A 20,431-nucleotide genomic window follows, 5' to 3' on the forward strand; every position below is an offset into this window, starting at 1 on the left:
ACCCATGAGCATTGATATTCCTCGTTTAGAGCCGGCTTTGTTAAAGCAGTTGCAAGGCAAACTAAAACTGCCTGCCTATGATCCATCTGCTGTAGGTATAGGCATAGTACATATTGGCCCTGGCGCATTTTTTCGGGCGCATCAGGCCTGGTACACAGATTTAGCGCTGAAATACGGTGGTGACTGGGGCATTTCAGTGGTGTCGATGCGATCCTCTGATTTAGCCAAAGCCCTAATACCGCAGCAAGGATTGTACAGTCTGGCGCTGCTGGATAACGAAACCAGCTATCAGGTGGTTGGCTCTATTCGCGAGTTATTAGTGGCTGCAGAGCAGTACGAGCAGGTGCTGCAGCGTTTAGCAGCGCCCACTAGTCATTATGTAACCCTGACTATCACTGAAAAAGGCTACTGCCTAAATGCGCTGGGTGAACTGGATTTGAGCCATGCCGACATTCAGCATGACTTAGAGCCTAATGTGAAAGCCCGATCTGCTATTGGTTTGTTAATACAGGCACTTGAGCTCAGATTCGCAGCTAACGTTCCGCCTTTTGTCGTCGTCAGTTGCGACAATCTGACTGACAATGGCCATAAGCTAAAAAATGCACTGATCACTTTTGCCCGGCAAAAACAACCTGCTTTGGCGAATTGGCTGGAACAGCAGCTGTTATGCCCTTGTACCATGGTCGACAGCATTACCCCTGCCACTGATGTTGAGCTGCCAAAACAACTGGCGTCTGAATTGGGCTATCAGGACAGCTGGCCTATTAAGCGCGAAAAATTCTGCCAGTGGGTGATTGAAGATATTCTGCCAGCGCACAGACCGGCCTGGCATCAGGTCGGAGTTACTTACACTCAGGACGTGAAAGCCTTTGAAAAAGCCAAGCTGCGCTTATTAAATGCTCCTCACTCGGCATTGGCGTATTTAGGTACTTTGTTTGGACTGGACACTGTATTTGATGCCATGCAGCAGAGCGCATTACGTGCCTTTGTCACTCAGCTGGCACAGGACGAAATAATTGGCTCTTTTCACGCACCAGCAGAGTTGGATGTAGCGCAGTACAGCCAGGATATTTTCCAGCGGTTTGATAATCCTGCTATACGGCATTTGCTGGCGCAAATTGCCTGGGATGGCTCGCAGAAATTACCTATGCGGGTGTTTCCGGTGATCCTCGATAACCTGGCCGCAGGTCGATCTATTCGTTTGCTTTGCCTGGTGGTGGCCAGTTGGATGCTGTTTATCCGGCTGCGTGCCAGACAGCAACCTGATGTTGCTTTGGTCGATCCTCTGGCCAAGGTATTGCTCGACACCGCAGCGGGCTGTAGCGGTGAAGCTGTGGCAGATACCGCGTTGTTTTTGGCGTTATCTGCGGTATTTCCGCCTGCCTTACAGCAGTCGGAACAGTTTCAGCTGGAACTGAGTGCTGCCTATCAGCGCCTTTCCCCAGTGCTTACTCCAACCGGGGCTAGTTCAGCCTCCTTTTTACAGGATTTGTTCTGATGACTTCGTTATCTTCATTGCTTAAAGGTGGCTTGTTATTGCCTATTATTCAGGCCGAACAGCCACAACAAGCCGTGGCTATTGCCAAAGCTATGCAGCAAGGTGGTGTGACTGCAGTGGAAGTGGTGCTGCGCACCTCGGCAGCTTTGGATTGTATCAGTGCGATACGCTCTGAAGTTCCAGAACTGTTAACAGGCGCAGGCACTATTTTGTCTGCTGCAGACGCCCGTAATGCCAAAGCAGCTGGCTCGCAGTTTTTAGTCAGTCCAGCCAGTACACCGGATCTGTTAAAAGCCATGCTGGCGACAGAGTTGGCGTTAGCGCCAGGTGTTGCTACGCCGTCTGAAATGGCGATGGCTATTGAAATGGGCCTGACTGAACTGAAGTTTTTCCCGGCACATTTATCGGGCGGCGTCGAGATGCTCAAAGCACTTTCCGGTATTTTCCAGAAAGTAAAATTCTGTCCTACCGGTGGGGTTCAACTGAACAATATGGCGCAGTTTTTAGCTTTGCCTAACGTCTTTGTGGTTGGCGGTTCATGGATCTCGCCAAAAGATCTGGTGCAACAGCAGAACTGGGCCGCTATTACCGAACTGGCGCTTTTGTCTGTGCAGCAGGCCGAACAAAGCCGGATCCAACAGCACAAGGTAGCCTGAGGGCCAAGCAATGAAACAAATCATTATTTTTGGCGAATGCATGGTGGAGTTATTCCAACTGGTGGATAACGTCTACCATCAGGCCTTTGCCGGTGATGTGTATAACACAGCTGTGTATTGCAAACGCAGCGCACCTGCACAGCTCAACCTGAAATTTTTATCTGCAGTGGGCACAGATTTAGTTAGCGACAAACTGATAGCCCAACTGGAGCAGGAAAAACTCGACAGTACCTTGGTGCTTCGTACTAAAACGGCACGGCCTGGTTTGTATATGATCAATACCGACTGTTTTGGTGAGCGCAGTTTTGTCTACTGGCGTGACAGCTCAGCAGCTAAGCAAAGTCTGGCTTTATTTCGCCAGCACAGCACAGTGGCTCATTTATTACCTGCCGATGTGTTTTATTTCTCCGGCATCAGCCTTGCTATTTTATCGCTGGAGGATCGCACTTATCTGTTTTCGCTGATCAAGGAGCTGAAAGCTCAGGGTGTACAGATTGTGTTTGATCCGAACTACAGACCTGCGCTTTGGCCTGACGCTGAAATTTGCCGCGCCAATTTTGATCAGGCTTATGCGCTGTCAGATCTTGCTTTGCCTGGTCTGGATGATCATAAAGTATTGTACGGAAGCAGCAGCGCAGCTGATGTTTTGGCCCAACTGCAGCAGTTGGGCGTCAAAGAAATTATCGTCAAAAATGGCTCCTCAGGTGTGCTTGGGGTCAGCGATGGCAAGAGTTTCCAATGCCCTGCAGTGCCTGTGAAAAAAGTAATAGATACCACAGCAGCAGGAGACTCTTTTAACGGGGGTTATCTGGCCGGGCGTCTGAATGGTTTATCTGCGCTTGCCTCCTGTCAGTATGCTGCTGCTTTAGCCAGTTTTGTCGTAGAGCATACAGGCGCTATTGTCACCAAAGAGCAATTCCGTAGTTTTTCCGGCCGTTTTAATCTGAATTCATTTAGCTAAAAGGAAGTTTGTCATGTCTGCTGATCTGTCTTTGTATTTTCCAACCCAGGCTGAAATCCCGGCCCAGTGGCAACTCGGAGGGCCAATAGAGCAGCGTGACTATTTACTCAATGGTAAGTTGTGTCAGTGGCAGGGCGATTTAGCTCCTGTCTATAGTCCTGTTGCGCTTCGTAACAGTTCGGGTGAATTAACCCCCACTTTATTAGGCGCTACGCCTTTAATGGATGAAACTGCTGCCAAAGCCGCTTTGGAAGCTGCGCTTAAGGCTTATGATTTAGGCCGTGGCCTTTGGCCCTCTATGGCGGTGATGGAACGAGTGGCGGCAGTGGAGAAATTCCTCGCTGCTATGTTGCAACAAAGGGATGCGGTGATCCGCTTATTGATGTGGGAAATTGGCAAACCTCTGCCGGATGCTGCCAAAGAGTTTGACCGTACCTGTGATTATATCCGCGACACTATACAGGCGTTAAAACAGCAAGACCGCAGTGCCAGCCACTTTGTCATAGAGCAGGGCACTTTAGGCAAAATACGCCGTGTCGCCGTAGGTGTTGCACTTTGTATGGGGCCTTTTAACTACCCGCTGAATGAAACCTTTACCACCCTGATCCCAGCCTTGATTATGGGAAATACTGTTATTTTTAAACCTGCTAAATATGGGGTGTTATTAATACAGCCATTATTGCAGGCCTTTGCTGAATCCTTTCCGCCTGGCGTGATTAACGTGATTTATGGTCGTGGCCGTGAAACCGTTGGTGCTTTGATGGAAAGTGGCAGTGTCGATTTATTTGCTTTTATCGGTACAAATAAAGGCGCCAGCGACTTAAAAAAACTGCATCCACGACCACATCGTCTGCGCGCTGTATTGGGGTTGGACGCAAAAAATCCGGCCATAGTGCTACCCGATGCCGATTTGAATTTAACAGTCAAAGAAGCCGTGGCTGGTGCTTTGTCCTTTAACGGTCAGCGCTGTACGGCGTTAAAACTGTTTTTTGTCCATCGTGCTGTGGCTGATGCTTTTGTACAGCAGCTGTCGGAGGCTATCAGTGCTTTACAGTTAGGCTTGCCCTGGACTGACAAAGTGCAGATTACGCCTTTGCCTGAACCTGGCAAAGTCGAGTTTTTGCAAGGTCTGATTGCGGATGCTGTGGCTCAGGGTGCCACAGTGATCAATCCTCAAGGTGGTCAAAGCGCCGGATCTTTGATGCGTCCTGCTTTGTTGTATCCGGTCAATCACCTGATGCGCCTGTTTCAGGAAGAGCAGTTTGGGCCTTTAGTACCAGTAGTGCCTTATGACGATATCAGTGAAGTGATTCATTATGTGATCCACTCTGACTTTGGTCAGCAATTGAGTATTTTTGGCCAGGACGCACAGCAAATTGGTGAACTGGTCGATATCTTCGCCAATCAGGTAGGCCGTATTAACATCAACAGCCAATGTCAGCGCAGCCCGGACAGTTTCCCTTTTACCGGACGGAAAAACTCAGCGGAAGGCACCTTGTCGGTAGAAGATGCGTTGCTGCAGTTTTCCATTCCAACTTTAGTGGCCTGTAAATACAACCCTGAACAAATAGCGCTGATGAAAGAGATGATTAAACAAGGCTCATCACAATTTTTAGCTACAGATTTTCTGTTTTAGCAAAGAATAACGGATGATCTGAGCCTATAGACCTGCATGCGGCCAAAAGGACAACCTGAAAAAGTCTGGCGCAAAGTGGGTGAATGATATGAATTTAGCACATTGTTTTTGGTGGTTGCGTTGCCCCTGGGGAGAGGCTCTGCAGCTTAGTTGCCTGAGTGCTGTGCTGTGTCATATCAACACATTTGTTATTTTTTCTAAAATGCCACCGGTGGCTGGTGTTGGAGAAGACGATTTTATAGAAGTTTCGACCCAAAAAGCTGGCCGCAGTCAGAGCCAGTAGTTAAAAACTCTAAAGACAGGGAAATACCAATGCAAGTAACAGATCTAAGTGCGTCTTTGCACCGCTATACCTTTACGCCTTTATTTAAAGCTATGCTGCTCAGCGGCGCTTTGGGGTTATCGCTTTCCTCAGCGCAAGCTGCAGCTCAGCAGCAAGCAGAACAACAGCAAGAAACTCAGGCTGAATCCGCCAGTAAAACTTCGCAAAAAAATGAAGAGATTGAGCGTATTGAAATCTCGGGTTTTCGTGGCAGTTTAAATGTAGCCCTAATGTCAAAACGAGAAGCTGTAGGCTCAAAAGAAACTATTCTGGCTGAAGATTTGGGCAAGTTCCCGGATCTGAATATTGCTGATTCACTAGCCAGAGTGCCTGGTATTGCCATAGAGCAGGACGCAGGCGAGGGTAGACAAATTAGTTTAAGGGGTCTTGGAGCTACTTTCGTTAAAACAACAATCAACGGCATGGAATCCGCGTCCGCCGGTGCTGCCACTGATGCGGCTGGTGGCTCAAACAAAAGCCGAGCCTTTGACTTTAACGTTTTTGCCTCTGAATTATTTACTCAAATCGATGTAAACAAAACCACTTCTGCTGAATTGGAAGATGGTGGCATTTCCGGTAATGTGAATTTACAAACGGCCAGACCTTTTCAGTATCAGGGCCGTAAACTTGCTTACAACCTCAACGGCCGTTACAACGACGTTGCAGAAGAGGTCACGCCACGCGGCTCCTTTATGTTCAGCCAGAACTGGGACAATAAGTTTGGTGTATTGTTCTCTGCAGCTTATTCTGAGGGTTTGGTGCAAAGTGAAGGTTCAACCACTGGTCGCTGGAACATTAACAACCCATCCTGGGCCAAGGATTCTCCTACTAATAAATTAACTGCTGCCCCAGTGTTTCAGTTATCACCAAAAGGCGCCTATACCAATGCAAATATGGAAGGCTTGTATGTGCCGCGTATCCCGCGTTATTCCATCTTTAACAAGCAGCAGGAAAGGCTTGGTCTGACCGGAGCTTTACAATATCAGGCTACGGATGCACTGAAGTTTAATCTGGATCTGTTGCATGCTGAGCTCGACAGTACCATGGACGAATTTCAATACTCAGCATTGCTAAGGGGTAATGTCAGCAGTAAAACCAAGTTGTATGCCGAAAACCTGATAGTTGATGCAAATAACTCCGTAGTTGCAGGGGTCTTATCCGGCGTTCCCATTCGCTCTGAGGCTCGCAAAGATGTTTCTGAGTCTGATTTTAACCAAGTGACTCTCAGTGCCGACTGGCAGTTGACCGATCAGCTTAGTCTGGTAGCTTTGGCTGGTTATGGTGAGTCCAAGCTGGATATTCCATTCCAGCACACCTTTGGCTTGGACTCATTCAACTCAACTTTTGCCTGGAGTTACGATCAGAGTGTTGATCCTGTCGCACTTTTGGGCCAAACCGGTACCGCCATTGGTCGTGGTGTGATGAATATGGATATGCCGTCTTTTGCCTTTGCGCCAGCTCAGGCTCCCGGCCAAAGCTTCACTTCAGCTGAGTTGCAGCAACTGATGATGGATCCGGATTTGTATAGTCTGGGATTAGTACGGAAAAAAACTCAGGCGATTAATAGCGAGAACAGTAACCTATCTTTGAGTTTTACCTACGTATTGAACGATGATTACAGCCTGAAGTTTGGCCTTAATCACAGGGTGTTTAACACTGCCAACGTGCAGGGGGACAACGCCTGGAAAGCCCTCAATACCAGTACGAACAAAACCAGTGGTGACAGCGCGGAAGTTTTGGTTCAGAAAATGGGCGCCGATAAAACTGCTGGTGCTCTGTATGCCTTGTCGCTGAGCCAAGCCGGTCAACACTTTGGTAATGCTGCTTCAGTACCTGGCACATCGACGCTAAATGCGGGTAGCTGGCTGACAGCAGATTACGGCAAAGTTCTGGCCGCTTTTGCAGATGAAGCCATATTTCAAGCCAAAGAGCGTTATGCCTCAACTTATGATGTCGAGGAAAAGGTCAGTGGTGCTTATCTTCAGCTTGATTTCGTGAAACAACTGTGGAGTCGGGAACTGCGAGGCAATATTGGGGTGAGGGCACTGGATAACACCAATACCTCACGTATTGTTAATTTAGATCATATCTACGCCGATGGTTATACAGCGGGACGGGGTGAAGGTGCTGCACTGGCTGCAGGTTATGGCTTTCGTGAAACTATCAGTGAAAGTAAGGACCTGTTGCCTTCACTGAACCTGGCTTATGATTTGACTGACGATCTGGTCGCTCGCTTAAGTTTATCTCAAGCCATTACCAGACCCGCTATAGCGGACCTGGCGTCAGCCATCAAAGTAAACACGCCGGATGCAAAAGATCCGACCGCCACCATTGAATTGGGGGCAGGCCCCACTTTAAAGCCGTATGAGTCGAATCAGATCGATCTGGCATTGGAGTGGTATTTTACTGATGAATCTTTGCTGGCGCTGGCGCTATTCCATAAAAATATTACCGGCTTAAGCAAAGGCTCGTCGCAAGAGGTCTTTAATGCTGCCCAGTTACAGTCTATGGGCATAGATTTGGGAGACGTTGATCCTGCAACTGTTACCTGGGATGTTACTCAATTGCAAAATACGCCGGCAGAAGGTGTATTAGGTGCTGAGTTTATTTATCAGCAACCTTTCAGTTTTTTACCAGCACCTTTTAATGCCTTTGGCTGGCAATCTAACCTGACTTGGATTGACTACAAAAGAGATATTAAAGACCCTTTTACTGAAATTGTCAGCAGTATGATGGCGGAAGAGACATCCAGATTAAGTTACAACGCGACCTTGTATTATGAGCAAGATCAGTGGAGTGCCCGTATCTCATATAACTTCAGGGAAAACTACACCAAAGAGTACCTGAATAAGTACAAGGATGAGTCTAGCTTTGGGCGTGGTTACGGTGATAAAGGCCAGTTGAACTTCTCGTCTCGCTATAAAATAAATGACAATCTGTCTTTATCCTTTGAAGCGATAAACTTGACGAATGCCGCAACAGAGCAGTGGAATGATGTCTACACGCCAAGGCCTGCAGAGTATCTATTGACCGGCCGGCAGTATCTGGTAGGTGTCAGAGGTTCATTCTAAGTTAGGATCAGGGCGTTCAATCTAAGGCCAACCTGAGGTTGGCCTTACTTCATTCTGGGGTTGTGATGAAAACACTTTTGCTTTTTTTAATGTTATGCCTGACAACTCAATTGCTTGCTGCCGTTGAATCCGAACTTACGCCTGATTGGCGCAGACAGGTTGAAACACAGCAGGTATGGCAACAGTATTTTGCGCACTCAGAGCTATTAAAGCAGCTCGATCAGCACTTTCTGGCAGAGGAGTTAAGGCTACTAAACCAAACCAAAGCCAGCAAACCTATGAAACACAAAAATTTTGGTTTTCCTGAGCAGCCGGATCCGGCTTTTTGGGCTTCGCCAGAGGCCGAGAGAATGGCTTTGGTTATTTTGTCTTTTCAAACGCCATCCGGTGGCTGGAGTAAAAGAACGGATATGGCGACTCAGCGCAGAGAGGCTGGTCAGCAGTTTGGTGTGGAAAAAGACTATATTCCAACCTTTGACAATGCAGCAACCAGCACTCAGATCCTCTGGCTCAGCTCCTTTATGCCTTATGCCAGTGATAAGTTGCGTCCTCTGCTGCAACAAGGAATAGAACGCGCCATAGGTTTTGTATTACAAGCTCAGTATCCAAATGGTGGTTTTGCGCAGACTTATCCGTTACGTGGTGGTTATCATGATGCTATTACCTTCAATGATCATGTAATGGTGCAACTTTTAAAATTATTGCAAAAAGTAGCAACAGATCCACAATTTTCTTTTATAGCGCCCGCTATCCGACAGCAAGCAGAGCGGCAGTTTTTTCAAGGTATAGAACTATTACTTAGAGCTCAGATCAGACTCAATGGAGAGCTAACTGTGTGGGCTGCTCAGCATCATCCCTTAACATTGCAGGCTATAAAAGCCCGATCGTATGAATTGCCTGCTTTGGTCAGCAGTGAAAGTGCTGAAATAGTGTTACTGTTAATGCAACTCCCCAAGCCTTCACAAGCTATTATTCAAAGTGTTGAAGCCGCCGTTGCCTGGTTTTCAGCTAAACAAATTAGTCATACTGTTATGCAGCGCAGTGACCAGGGAGTACGTTTTTTACAAAAAAACGGAGCTAAGCCGCTTTGGGCCAGGTTTTATGATTTACAAAATCAGCAGCCACTTTTTGTTGACCGTGACGGACGCATAGTCAGCAGCATGGCAGAGCTTTCAATTGAACGACAAAATGGTTACGGCTGGTATCAGTCAAATGCTGAAGCCGTTCTGAAGGCTTATCCTCAATGGAAAGCTGGGCTTTTTTCACCTCATTGATTACGTCAACGGTAAAAAGCAACGACTCTGCCTGATACATGCAGGGTCGCTGCTGACCTTTTACCAAATTGAATATTTATCTCCTGCTCTGGTAAATATCGAAACTACATAAGCGGCGGTAAATAAAACAAAGCTGGCGAAAAAGGCATTGGGTTGGAAGGGGCTGAGCATTAAAAATCCAAAACCTAAGACTACAGTACCTTGCTCTATGCGTATATTAAGTGTTCGTTCTGGCATTTTTAACAAGCCCGAACCAAAAAAGTAACCTCTAAGCCAATACGGTACTTTTTCCCAGTCTTCTGTGCTTTTATCAATCACGCTGATCTCCTGTTCAAGTTGGCTAACATTCACTTCGAACACGGCAGCGAGCGACTTTAATGATTCCATACTGGCTTTGCCACCAGCTTCCAGCCTTTGTACAGTGCGTACACTGAGGCCTGCTATTTCCGCCAGTTGCTCTTGCGACCAGCGTTTTTGATAACGTAGTTTTTTCAGGATCATGATTGCCTCTGCATTGCTGTGAATGTCCATACTGGCTCCACCATAGCAGTGTCGGCAACGAATTGAACCCGACTACAGACCGACAAGGATAAAAACTCATGATGAATGATGAATGATGAATGGTGAAAAATACTCGGCAGCTGAGGCTGGAGACAAAAAGCCCGGCCTTCAAGCCGGGCTCAGACTGCAATCAAAAATTATCTTTTTTAACTGTGTCTTTGGTAATTTTATCGAGATAACCCATAGCAAAAGCGGATGCTACAAAGGTTAGGTGAATTAACAGGTACCACATAATTTTGTCATTAGGTATGTTTTGGGTGTCCATAAACACTTTAAGCAGATGAATAGAAGAAATAGCGACAATAGAAGCTGCCACTTTATTTTTCAGTGAGTTGGAATCAAGCTTACCTAACCAGCCTAATTTATCGCCATCATCATTAATATCCATACGTGATACGAAGTTTTCGTAGCCGGAAAACATCACCATCACCAGTAAACCGCCAACCAGCGATATATCGATTAAAGACAATACCACTAAAATCAGGTCCACTTCTTTCATGCTGAAAATGACAGGCACTATATGTAGCACTTCCTGAAAAAATTTGATGCCAAGCGCAAGCAAAGCCAAACTCAGTCCAAGGTAGATAGGAGCCATTAACCAACGGGTGGCGTACATCGTTTTTTCTATTAGCTGTTCCATTTTTGCTCCAGTCTGTTTAACACTTTGCTTTATGGGGGAAATACTACAGAAATTCAAGCGGCTGTCCGTTTTACTTTGTTGCAAAATATCGCACAATAGCGGCCGTTACCCGCAACAGCCTCAGCAGCGAGCTTTGATGCTGTTAGTTTATCTGGGCCTCAATGCCAAGGAATTCCAAATGAAAAAATCTCTGCTCGCGCTGGCTTTGTCCATCGCCACTTTTGCTCATGCCGATGAAGGTATGTGGCAACCTCATCAGTTACCTGAACTTGAACAACTCCTCAAAGACAAAGGTTTAGAAATTGATGCCAAAAGTATTGCTCAGCTGACAGCATTTCCAATGAATGCTGTTATTAGCTTGGGTGGATGTACTGCCTCTTTTGTCTCTGACAAAGGCCTTGTGGTCACTAACCATCACTGCGCTTATGGCAGTATCCAGCACAACAGCACCGCGGCTAATAACTTGTTAGCTAAGGGCTTTTTAGCCGAAGATTTCGACGAGGAATTACCGGCAGCACCAGGTTCTAAGGTATTTGTTACCCAAGAAGTGACAAATATCACAGCTCAGATCAATCAGGAATTAACTCCACAACTCAAAGGCAAGGCTCGTTTTGACCGTATTAGCGAGTTGCGCAAAGATCAGATAGCTGCGTGCGAAACGCCGGGTTACCGCTGTGATGTCTACAGTTTTCACGGTGGTTTAGAGTATTACTTGATCAAGCAAATGGAAATTCGTGATGTGCGTTTAGTGCATGCGCCAGCTTCTGGTGTGGGCAAATTTGGTGGTGATATCGACAATTGGATGTGGCCCCGTCACACCGGAGATTATGCCTTTTATCGTGCATATGTAGGTAAAGATGGTCAGCCAGCAGATTTTAGCGCTGAGAACATTCCTTTTAACCCTCCTTCCTACCTAAAGGTATCTGCGAAGCCTCTTCAGGAAAACGATTTTGTCATGGTGATTGGTTATCCGGGCCGAACCAACAGATACAATACGGCCGCCGAAGTGGAAAATCAGTTCACGCAAGTTTTGCCTTTATCCAAAGCTTACCGCGAAGAAGCTATACAGGTGATTAAGCTGCATTCTGCCGAGGGGTCTGAGGCCCGAATCAAATACGAAAGCATTCTGGCGTCATTGGCAAACTATGCAAAAAACTTCGAAGGCATGATCCACAGTTACAAAACAGGTGATATTCAGCAGCGTAAAGATCAGTTTGATAAAGGCCTGAATTTGTGGATTAAGTCCAGTCCGGCTCGCCAGGCGAAATATGCTCCGGCAGTTCGCAGCTTGCAACAATTATTAGAGGAGGAGCAGGAGTATCAACAGCGCGATCTGATTCTGGGCTATTTGAGTTATGGTCAGCTATTTACTACTGCTAAACGTTTATACCGCTTAGCTCATGAACAGCAAAAACCAGATACAGAGCGTGAAATGGGGTATCAAGAGCGCGATTTAGGGCGTTTTTCTGCCAGCATGAAACGGTTATCCCGTAGCTTCGATGCCAAAGTGGAGCAAGAGCTGATGCTGCATTTCCTGCAACATTACGCAAAATTACCTAAAGATCAGCGGTTAAAAGCGCTGGATGGTTATTTTGGTATAGGTTCTGGTGAATTGGACGTGGCGACACTTCGCAGCAAACTTGAAGCTTTGTATCAGGTTACAACCCTGTCTGATGAAGTGGAACGTTTAGCCTGGATGGGTAAATCTGTGGAAGATTTTAAAGCGAGCGAAGATCCATTGATCCAATACGCTGTTGCTATGTACGACACTGATATGGCGCTGGAAATTGCAGATAAAGAACACAAAGGCAAGCTGGCTGTTGCTCGTCCGCAGGTGATGGAAGCTATCATTGCGTTTAACAAAGCCAATGGTAAGGCGGTATATGCCGATGCCAACAGCACACTGCGTGTGACTTATGGTTCTATCAAAGGCTACCAACCAAGAGATGCAGTGTCTTATCAGCCATTTACAACAGCTGCTGGTATTTTACAGAAACAAACAGGTATAGATCCTTTTGATGCACCACCAGCTCAGGTAGAAGCCCTGAAAAAGGCTGATTTCGGTATCTACAAAGATGCGGTTTATAACAATCTGCCAGTAAACTTTTTAAGTACTGTAGATACTACAGGCGGTAATTCAGGCTCGCCAACGCTAAACGGTAAAGCTGAGTTAGTGGGTTTGTTATTTGATGGGGTGATTGAAGGTATTATCGGCAACTGGGACTATGATCCGGCCACCAACCGCTCTATTCACGTCGACAGCCGTTATATGCTTTGGCAGATGGAGAAAGTTGATGGCGCCAATAACCTTCTGAAAGAAATGACAATAGTTAAATAGCCTGTAGGGGCGGGGCTTGTCCCCGTCCGTCTCAAATTCCAAACAAATCTTTATAAGGGCTTGTCCCCGCCCGTCTAAAATTCAAATCAAATGCTGTTTAGGCTTTAGGGGCGTCCGTCTCAAATTCAAATCACAACCGGGGATAGTTGCTTTAAGGCGTTACAGTAAAACTAATAGCCCCAAGCAATTGCCCCGAGTCTGTCACTACCCGAATCTTCCATTTACCCGCAGCATCCTGTGGAAACTGCTGTTTTCGTGTCCAGGCTCTGTAGCCTTGTTCCCGTCCGCCGGAAATATCCAGTCGAATGCGTTCTACGGACTCACCGTTATGAACCCATTCATGATAAATCTGTTCTTTCAGGCCTCGTGGTGCCCGTACTGAAGTATAGGCATACACACCTTGTTGCAATTGTGACAGTGTAAGCTCTGTAAAAGTTGAACCAGGTAAACGTTGCTCGTAATCCAGTTGCTGGCTCAATTGAATGTCGTTTAAGCGCAAGACTGGGGCGGGGATCAAACTGCGGCCAAACCAGATGCCTGTGACAAGTACAACTAACAACAAGGATAATACAGGTAAACGCCAGCGGCCTGGTTGTGCCAATAAAGGACGGATGCTGGGAATGCTGAGCAAAGTAGAAATAATCAAAGCCAGACCCAGGCTTTGGGTGGTGGTCATAAAAAATAACAGTGGTAACACTACCATCATCACTGCGAACAATGAGAAGCAGTGATACACCAGAAACAAAGCACGTCGTCTGGTCAGTAGTTTGTTGTAAACCGGGTCAATCACCGCCACTAAAGCGCAGATCAACAGTAATGAGGTAAAAAGCGCCTGAGGTTGATCCCAGTCGGTGGCCGCCAGAAAGAAAGGTAAGGCAAAAAACAAACTTTCCTGATGCAATAACTGAGTCACAAAGCTGGTTAAGTCTTTGGATAAACTCACGCCAAATGTGTTCAATAAGCCTTTACGCAGCCAATATTCGCCAGTAAGCCATACCCAGCCAATGACCATTAAGATGGCAAAAAACTGGGCAAACTGCTCACGTTGCTCTACCTGCCATAAGCTGAATAAGCCAGTACAAAAGCCAAATAAAGCCATCAAACCTGAGTACTTTTTTGTTAATTCAATAACCCAGGTAAAAACACTGCGTATTTCGTTCATCAAACCCCCATAGTTTTGATTTCTGCCCAGTGGTAGAGGGTTGAATTCATATGTTTGTACTATAGGCTCTAATGATTTGGGAGTGACGTTTTGGTTTTAGATTGCCGCTGATTTCTGCTAGTTTGCATAATCTATGGCTAAAACTGCCTTTTTCTGCGTCAGCTATTCTTAGTAACCCTGCTTTTGCAGTAAGATAGTCGGCAGTTCGTTGCCATGAGGGTTGCGACTAGAGTAGTGATAAAAGGGTTAAAGTTTGTGGATCAGAACGTGCAGGTAAAACTTATTATTCGTCGGGTGCCAATCCAGGCTGCCATGTCATGGCTGACCAAAGCCTGGGAATTATTTCGGCAAGCACCTTCCACAATGATAGCTATGGTTGCTTTTATGACGGTGCTGAGTTTAGTGGCCCAATTGCACCCAGTGCTGGCAGTATTCCTGGTGCTGGCAAATCCATTTTTAACTGCAGGCTTTTACAAAGCCATAGTGCTGTTGCAACAGCAAAAGGAAGTGAATTTCCAACTGCTTTTTAGTGTGTTCAGTGAGACCCGCTATCGTCGTACTTTTATAAGATTAGCTGGTGCTAACTTACTGGCGAATATCCCTTTGATGCTATTGGCTGCCAGGTTGATGGAGCAAACCAAAACTGGCGTGGTTGACCCAATGACGATGTTTTTATTAGCTGTGGTATTGAGTCTGGTTTTTATGCTATTTGCTTATGCAGTCGCTATTGCTTATTTTCTGAATGAACAACGTTTGCAGGCTATTTTAACGGCCAGCCTGACAGCCTGTTGGCGTAATGTGGGTGCCCTAACCTTATTTGGCATTATGGCTGTAGCACTAGGCATGTTTGGTATTGTTACCTTTGGTTTCGCTTTTATTGTGATCATCCCTGTACTTCAAATCGCATTCTTTTTGTCTTTCAGTGCTTTTTTTGCCCTGCAACTGGATGACTCAGCACCTGCTGTGTTGGAAGTATAAGCATGGCAGAGCCTCAGCCCTCGCAAGAGCCAAAGCTTCCAACAGAGCAGGAATTGCGGCAATGGCTATTGGGCTTGTTATCACGCCGTGAATACAGCGCGCAGGAGCTAAAACAAAAGTTAAAGCAAAAAGGCGCTTCGGCGGAACAAACTGGCCAATTGCTCGAATGGGCGCAGCAACGGGATTATCAAAATGAGTTACGTTATGCCCGTATGCAGGTCAATGCAAAGTTGCATAAAGGCTATGGATGGTTTTACATTAGCCAGTTTTGTGCGCAGCAGGGCATTAAAAAAGAACTACAACAGCAACTGCTGGAAGAATTAGACATCGATTGGTTTGAGGTCGCTACAGAGGCGTACCGGAAAAAATATGCGGATAAACCCATAGCGGATTATCAGGACAAACTTAAACGGATGCGTTACTTACAAAGCCGTGGCTTTGGCAGTGACATCATCCAACTTGTATTTGCAGAGCTTAAAGAAGAGTAAGATATGTATATGACTTCGGCACAACTTCGCCGCGCTTTCCTGGACTTTTTTGCCAGTAAAGGCCACCAAATCGTTAGCAGTAGTTCACTGATCCCAGGTAATGACCCCACTTTACTTTTCACCAACGCAGGTATGGTGCAGTTTAAAGATGTGTTTTTAGGCCAGGACAAGCGCAGCTACAACCGCGCTGTGACAGCACAACGTTGTTTGCGCGCAGGCGGTAAGCACAACGATTTAGAAAACGTAGGCTATACAGCCCGTCACCATACCTTCTTTGAGATGCTGGGTAACTTCAGCTTTGGCGATTACTTCAAACAGGACGCTATTAAATACGCCTGGGAATTTTTAACTGAAGTAGTGATGCTGCCAAAAGAAAAACTCTGGATCACTGTCTACGCGACAGACGATGAAGCTTTTGATATCTGGACCAAAGAGATTGGTGTGCCAGCTGAGCGCGCTATCCGTATTGGTGATAACAAAGGTGCACCTTATGCTTCGGATAACTTCTGGGCTATGGGTGATACAGGCCCTTGTGGTCCTTGTACTGAAATTTTCTATGATCACGGCGATCACATCTGGGGTGGCCCACCGGGTTCACCAGAAGAAGATGGCGATCGTTTTATTGAGATCTGGAACAACGTCTTTATGCAGTTTAACCGTCACGCCGATGGCCGGATGGAACCACTGCCAAAACCAAGCGTGGATACAGGCATGGGCTTGGAACGTATTGCAGCAATTTTGCAAAACGTCCACAGCAACTACGAAATCGACACCTTTGCCGCGCTGATTAAAGCCACAGCGGAAATTACTGGTGCGAAAGACTTAAACGACAAGTCGTTACGGGTCGTCGCTGACCATATCCGCAGCTGCTCGTTTTTAGTAGCTGATGGCGTCATGCCATCCAACGAGGGCCGCGGTTATGTGCTGCGCCGTATTATTCGCCGCGCTATCCGTCACGGTAACAAGCTGGGTGCCAAAGGCGTATTCTTTAGCAAACTGGTCGGCGCTTTGGCTGAACAAATGGGTGAAGCTTACCCTGAACTGATTGAAAAACAGGCCGTAATTGAAAAAGTGCTGGCGCTTGAAGAAGAGCAATTTGGTAAAACTTTAGAGCGTGGTCTGGGTATTCTGGAAGAGGCTTTAGCAGGACTGAATGGCAGTACTGTGATCCCTGGCGAAGTCGCCTTTAAGCTGTATGACACCTACGGCTTCCCACTGGATTTAACCAGCGATGTGGCGCGTGAGCGCGGTTTAACTGTGGATCAGGCAGGCTTTGAAGCTTCGATGGAAGCGCAGCGTAAACGCGCTCAACAAGCTTCTAACTTTGGAGCTGATTACAACCAGGCATTAACTTCGGCCCAGTGCACCGACTTTACCGGCTACACCCAGATTCAGGGCAAAGCCAAAGTGGTCGAAATTCTGCTGGAAGGCAATGCTGTTAACTCTTTGACAGATGGACAGCAAGCGCTGGTGATCCTGGACCAAACGCCGTTTTACGCCGAGTCCGGTGGTCAGGCAGGTGATGCTGGTGTGTTAACGCTGGCCAATGGTGCTGTATTTACCGTGGCTGACACCATCAAACTGGGCAAAGCTTTTGCCCATAAAGGCAGTTTAAAAGGTGCTTTGGCAATTGGCGATTTAGTCGATGCGGCCATTGATAATGCCCGTCGTGAAGCTATTCGTAAAAACCACTCTGCCACTCACTTATTACACGCAGCGCTGCGTACTGTGCTGGGTGAGCATGTGACGCAAAAAGGTTCTTTAGTAGGTTCAGAGCGTTTACGTTTTGACTTCTCCCATTTTGAAGCGGTCAAAGCGGACGAAATTCGCCGTATCGAACAACTGGTTAACGAGCAAGTACAGCAAAACCACGAAGTGCTGACCCGTCTGATGAATGTTGATGATGCTAAAGCAGCGGGCGCTATGGCGCTGTTTGGCGAAAAATACGATGACGAAGTGCGTGTGCTGAGCATGGGCGACTTCTCAATTGAACTCTGTGGTGGTACTCACGTGTCCCGCACTGGCGATATAGGTTTATTTAAAATTGTGGTCGAAAGCGGCATAGCTGCAGGTATTCGCCGTATTGAGGCTGTGACTGGCGAAGGCGCTTTAGCTTTTGTGCATAAGCTGGAACAACAAGCTCAAACTGTGGCTTCAATGCTCAAAGGCGATGTATTTTCTATTGCTGAAAAAGTGCAGCAAGCGATGGACAGCCGCAAAGCCTTAGAGAAAGAGCTGGAGCAATTAAAAGCTAAGCTGGCCAGCGCTGCCGGTGCTTCCTTACTGGAGCAGGTGCAGCTGATCAATGGCGTGAAAGTGCTGATTGCAGAGCTGAAGGGCGCTGATCCAAAAGCTTTCCGTACTATGGTCGATGAGCTGAAGAATAAATTAGGTTCAGGCATTTTGTTACTGGCCACAGCAGCTGATGGCAAAGTTAGTTTAATTGCAGGCGTCACCTCTGATTTAACAGCTAAAGTACAAGCGGGTCAGCTGATTGGCTGGGCTGCAGAGCAAGTAGGGGGCAAAGGCGGTGGTAAGCCTGATTTAGCTCAGGCAGGTGGCACTGATGTGGCCGCTTTACCTGGCGTACTGAAAGCTGCTGCCGACTATATTGCGGCTAAGCTGTAAAGCTCAGTGGCTTTATATGTACAAAAATTCGGGGGTACTTGCGTGGGTACCCCCGAACGTATCGAAGCTGTGGCAGAACAGGTGATTCAAACTGTGCATGCCGGTCATAAAGTAGTAGTGGTAGTGTCTGCTATGGCAGGAGAAACCAATAGGCTGCTTGGGCTGGCGCATCAGATTGACAGCCGTCCTGCTACTCGGGAACTGGATATGCTCGCCGCCAGCGGTGAACAGGTCAGTATAGCTTTGCTGGCGATGGCGCTGATTAAACGGGGTCATCCTGCTGTATCACTACTGGCTGACCAGATTGGTATTCTGACTGACAATAAATTCAGTCGTGCCCGTATTTTATCTGTAGGCACAGAACGTTTATGGCAGGAGCTGGAGCAGGGCCATATTGTGATTGCCGCAGGTTTTCAGGGCAGGGATATCGAAGACAATATCACGACTTTAGGCCGTGGCGGTTCTGATACCACTGCTGTTGCTCTGGCGGCGGCTTTAAAAGCCGACGAGTGTCAGATATTTACTGATGTCGACGGTATTTACAGTATGGACCCGCGAGTATGTGCAGATGCATTCCGGCTGCCTTATGTCGATGCGTCCAGTATGCTCGAGCTAGCCAGCCTAGGGGCCAAAGTATTGCATTCCCGCTCTGTTGAATACGCCGCAATGCATAGGGTGCCTGTGCGAGTGTTATCCAGCTTCAGGCCCGACCAGGGAACTTTAGTCTGTTATGAGGATCAGAATATGAGTGTGCCAGCAGTTACAGGACTGGCATGCCAGACCGGAGAGGTCTGGCTTCAGCTAGACGATCTCAGTAGTGAGTTGCATATAGCCCTGCTAAAGGAGTTTGCCCGTTTAGCGATTGAGACCGATATGTTAAAGGTGGGCTATACAGAGTTTGGTTTAGTACAGATGCAGTTCAGTTTGAACCAAAATGATCTAACAGCTGTAGAAGATATATGTAATGAACTGAAAAAGAAGCAAAATTTTACAGTACAAAGCAGGAAGTCTTTGGGCAAGTTATCTATAGTAGGAATAGGGCTGAAATCAAATCCTGCCATTTTAGCGACAGTATTTGAACAATTGCAGTTATTAGCCGTACAGGTTGTTGCTGTCAGTTGTGCCGAAATTAAATTATCTATCATAGTACCAGAAGCACAACTGAATAAAGTAGCGGTCGCTTTACACTCAGTTTTATTGGAACAAGTTAATTAATTTCAAGGTTTTCATAAATTTGTCAGCTGAGTTATCATAAAGCCGACAGGTACACGCGATGTAATTAAAACAAGCGTTACCATTGGAAGCTGGGATCATACAAAAGGAGCAAAGAATGCTTATTTTAACGCGTCGTGTTGGTGAGACACTGATGATCGGTGATGAAGTCACGGTCACAGTTTTGGGTGTGAAAGGAAATCAGGTTCGTATCGGTGTCAATGCGCCAAAAGAAGTTTCAGTACACAGAGAAGAGATTTACATGCGGATACAAGCTGAAAAAGGCACCCCGGGTGACTTCAGCAGTGATGATGATCAATAAGTCTTACGTTTTACCTTTAGTAGAAGTTGTATATTTTTAAGCCTTTGTAGCGAATAATTAGTCGAATTGTTTAAAAGGTCAGCAAACGCGCTTTCCAGCTCCAAAAATTGTTTGACTTATTTTCCTGAGACATTAATATACACGCCGCAACGTAGCGCGGAGAAGTGGCCGAGTGGCTGAAGGCGCACCCCTGCTAAGGGTGTATAGGGGAAACTCTATCGAGGGTTCGAATCCCTCCTTCTCCGCCAGTTGTACTGTTAAGATTGGATGCATAGCTCAGCTGGATAGAGTACTCGGCTACGAACCGAGCGGTCGGAGGTTCGAATCCTCCTGCGTCCACCACTTAACTGCAACGACGATGTGAAAAAGAAAGTACCAGATGGATGCATAGCTCAGCTGGATAGAGTACTCGGCTACGAACCGAGCGGTCGGAGGTTCGAATCCTCCTGCGTCCACCACAACTAAACCTGCTAAGTGCAGGTTTTTTTGTTTTTAGAATTCAACAAAATAAAGCTCAGAGTGGACGTGAGGAGGTGAGATCCTCCGTCAGGTTCGACAAAATCGCCGGGAGCGATTTTCACTCGTACCATCCCTGATACTCGCCTTCGNGGCTACGAACCGAGCGGTCGGAGGTTCGAATCCTCCTGCGTCCACCACTTAACTGCAACGACGATGTGAAAAAGA

At 46.8% G+C, this 20,431-nt stretch carries 15 protein-coding genes and 4 tRNA genes; 16 read left to right on the forward strand and 3 right to left on the reverse strand.

Features of this window, described 5'->3' with window-relative positions; genetic code table 11:
• Positions 1-4: 4 nt before the first annotated feature.
• The 6 genes from EMM73_RS08495 (at position 5) to pelA (ending at position 9,418) form a co-directional block, all read left to right on the forward strand.
• On the forward strand, positions 5-1,498 hold the full coding sequence (locus tag EMM73_RS08495) for a mannitol dehydrogenase family protein (protein WP_127686010.1): 1,494 nt from the start codon (positions 5-7) through the stop codon (positions 1,496-1,498).
• Positions 1,498-2,154, forward strand: coding sequence for a bifunctional 4-hydroxy-2-oxoglutarate aldolase/2-dehydro-3-deoxy-phosphogluconate aldolase (gene eda, locus EMM73_RS08500; RefSeq protein ID WP_127686011.1), 657 nt, complete (start codon positions 1,498-1,500; stop codon positions 2,152-2,154). The genes EMM73_RS08495 and eda overlap by 1 nt, the downstream gene beginning before the upstream one ends.
• A gap of 10 nt (positions 2,155-2,164) precedes the next feature.
• Positions 2,165-3,115, forward strand: coding sequence for a sugar kinase (locus EMM73_RS08505; protein ID WP_127686012.1), 951 nt, complete (start codon positions 2,165-2,167; stop codon positions 3,113-3,115).
• 13 nt (positions 3,116-3,128) lie between these two features.
• Positions 3,129-4,751 carry an NADP-dependent glyceraldehyde-3-phosphate dehydrogenase gene (locus tag EMM73_RS08510; RefSeq protein WP_127686013.1) on the forward strand — a complete coding sequence of 541 codons (1,623 nt, stop codon included), beginning with the start codon at positions 3,129-3,131 and terminating at the stop codon, positions 4,749-4,751.
• 312 nt (positions 4,752-5,063) lie between these two features.
• Positions 5,064-8,144, forward strand: coding sequence for a TonB-dependent receptor (locus EMM73_RS08515; RefSeq protein WP_222422634.1), 3,081 nt, complete (start codon positions 5,064-5,066; stop codon positions 8,142-8,144).
• Positions 8,145-8,209: 65 nt separating this feature from the next.
• A complete protein-coding gene (pelA, locus tag EMM73_RS08520; RefSeq protein ID WP_127686014.1) occupies positions 8,210-9,418 on the forward strand; it encodes a pectate lyase in 1,209 nt (402 codons plus the stop codon).
• A gap of 60 nt (positions 9,419-9,478) precedes the next feature.
• Here the strand turns inward: pelA and EMM73_RS08525 are convergent, their stop codons facing one another.
• Positions 9,479-9,949: a helix-turn-helix domain-containing protein gene (locus EMM73_RS08525; protein WP_261373363.1), complete on the reverse strand. Its 471-nt coding sequence runs from the start codon at positions 9,947-9,949 to the stop codon at positions 9,479-9,481.
• Between the two features lie 160 nt (positions 9,950-10,109).
• Positions 10,110-10,619 carry a TIGR00645 family protein gene (locus tag EMM73_RS08530; RefSeq protein ID WP_127686015.1) on the reverse strand — a complete coding sequence of 170 codons (510 nt, stop codon included), beginning with the start codon at positions 10,617-10,619 and terminating at the stop codon, positions 10,110-10,112.
• Positions 10,620-10,797: 178 nt separating this feature from the next.
• Between EMM73_RS08530 and EMM73_RS08535 the strand changes: the two genes are divergently transcribed.
• On the forward strand, positions 10,798-12,957 hold the full coding sequence (locus EMM73_RS08535; RefSeq protein ID WP_127686016.1) for a S46 family peptidase: 2,160 nt from the start codon (positions 10,798-10,800) through the stop codon (positions 12,955-12,957).
• 151 nt (positions 12,958-13,108) lie between these two features.
• Here the strand turns inward: EMM73_RS08535 and EMM73_RS08540 are convergent, their stop codons facing one another.
• Positions 13,109-14,119 (reverse strand): DUF5924 family protein, encoded by a 1,011-nt coding sequence (locus EMM73_RS08540; RefSeq protein ID WP_127686017.1) that lies wholly within the window; start codon positions 14,117-14,119, stop codon positions 13,109-13,111.
• Positions 14,120-14,374: 255 nt separating this feature from the next.
• On the opposite strand from EMM73_RS08540, the gene EMM73_RS08545 reads away from it, so the two are divergent.
• The 9 genes from EMM73_RS08545 (at position 14,375) to EMM73_RS20035 (ending at position 20,403) form a co-directional block, all read left to right on the forward strand.
• A complete protein-coding gene (locus tag EMM73_RS08545; protein WP_127686018.1) occupies positions 14,375-15,097 on the forward strand; it encodes a hypothetical protein in 723 nt (240 codons plus the stop codon).
• Positions 15,098-15,099: 2 nt separating this feature from the next.
• Positions 15,100-15,585, forward strand: coding sequence for a regulatory protein RecX (locus EMM73_RS08550; protein WP_127686019.1), 486 nt, complete (start codon positions 15,100-15,102; stop codon positions 15,583-15,585).
• Positions 15,586-15,594: 9 nt separating this feature from the next.
• Complete coding sequence (alaS, locus tag EMM73_RS08555) at positions 15,595-18,213, forward strand: alanine--tRNA ligase (protein WP_409994303.1); 2,619 nt, start codon at positions 15,595-15,597, stop codon at positions 18,211-18,213.
• A 6-nt stretch (positions 18,214-18,219) separates the two neighbouring features.
• Positions 18,220-19,428: an aspartate kinase gene (locus EMM73_RS08560; RefSeq protein ID WP_127686021.1), complete on the forward strand. Its 1,209-nt coding sequence runs from the start codon at positions 18,220-18,222 to the stop codon at positions 19,426-19,428.
• A gap of 115 nt (positions 19,429-19,543) precedes the next feature.
• Positions 19,544-19,747, forward strand: coding sequence for a carbon storage regulator CsrA (gene csrA, locus EMM73_RS08565; RefSeq protein ID WP_127686022.1), 204 nt, complete (start codon positions 19,544-19,546; stop codon positions 19,745-19,747).
• Between the two features lie 158 nt (positions 19,748-19,905).
• A tRNA-Ser gene (locus EMM73_RS08570) sits at positions 19,906-19,995 on the forward strand.
• Positions 19,996-20,012: 17 nt separating this feature from the next.
• Positions 20,013-20,089, forward strand: a tRNA-Arg gene (locus EMM73_RS08575).
• A gap of 39 nt (positions 20,090-20,128) precedes the next feature.
• Positions 20,129-20,205 (forward strand) — tRNA-Arg (locus tag EMM73_RS08580).
• Between the two features lie 63 nt (positions 20,206-20,268).
• Positions 20,269-20,403, forward strand: a tRNA-Arg gene (locus EMM73_RS20035).
• The last annotated feature ends 28 nt before the right edge of the window (positions 20,404-20,431 follow it).

Source organism: Rheinheimera sediminis (assembly GCF_004005375.1).
Lineage (GTDB): Bacteria > Pseudomonadota > Gammaproteobacteria > Enterobacterales > Alteromonadaceae > Pararheinheimera.

What these genes read in the sequence shown, in the direction of transcription:
- eda (WP_127686011.1), top strand. Translation starts at nt 1,498, where the DNA reads ATGACTTCGTTATCTTCATTGCTTAAAGGTGGCTTGTTATTGCCTATT.
- EMM73_RS08495 (WP_127686010.1), top strand. Translation starts at nt 5, where the DNA reads ATGAGCATTGATATTCCTCGTTTAGAGCCGGCTTTGTTAAAGCAGTTG.
- EMM73_RS08535 (WP_127686016.1), top strand. Translation starts at nt 10,798, where the DNA reads ATGAAAAAATCTCTGCTCGCGCTGGCTTTGTCCATCGCCACTTTTGCT.
- pelA (WP_127686014.1), top strand. Translation starts at nt 8,210, where the DNA reads ATGAAAACACTTTTGCTTTTTTTAATGTTATGCCTGACAACTCAATTG.
- EMM73_RS08540 (WP_127686017.1), bottom strand. Translation starts at nt 14,119, where the DNA reads ATGAACGAAATACGCAGTGTTTTTACCTGGGTTATTGAATTAACAAAA.
- EMM73_RS08505 (WP_127686012.1), top strand. Translation starts at nt 2,165, where the DNA reads ATGAAACAAATCATTATTTTTGGCGAATGCATGGTGGAGTTATTCCAA.
- EMM73_RS08515 (WP_222422634.1), top strand. Translation starts at nt 5,064, where the DNA reads ATGCAAGTAACAGATCTAAGTGCGTCTTTGCACCGCTATACCTTTACG.
- EMM73_RS08530 (WP_127686015.1), bottom strand. Translation starts at nt 10,619, where the DNA reads ATGGAACAGCTAATAGAAAAAACGATGTACGCCACCCGTTGGTTAATG.
- EMM73_RS08550 (WP_127686019.1), top strand. Translation starts at nt 15,100, where the DNA reads ATGGCAGAGCCTCAGCCCTCGCAAGAGCCAAAGCTTCCAACAGAGCAG.
- alaS (WP_409994303.1), top strand. Translation starts at nt 15,595, where the DNA reads ATGACTTCGGCACAACTTCGCCGCGCTTTCCTGGACTTTTTTGCCAGT.
- EMM73_RS08510 (WP_127686013.1), top strand. Translation starts at nt 3,129, where the DNA reads ATGTCTGCTGATCTGTCTTTGTATTTTCCAACCCAGGCTGAAATCCCG.
- csrA (WP_127686022.1), top strand. Translation starts at nt 19,544, where the DNA reads ATGCTTATTTTAACGCGTCGTGTTGGTGAGACACTGATGATCGGTGAT.
- EMM73_RS08525 (WP_261373363.1), bottom strand. Translation starts at nt 9,949, where the DNA reads ATGGACATTCACAGCAATGCAGAGGCAATCATGATCCTGAAAAAACTA.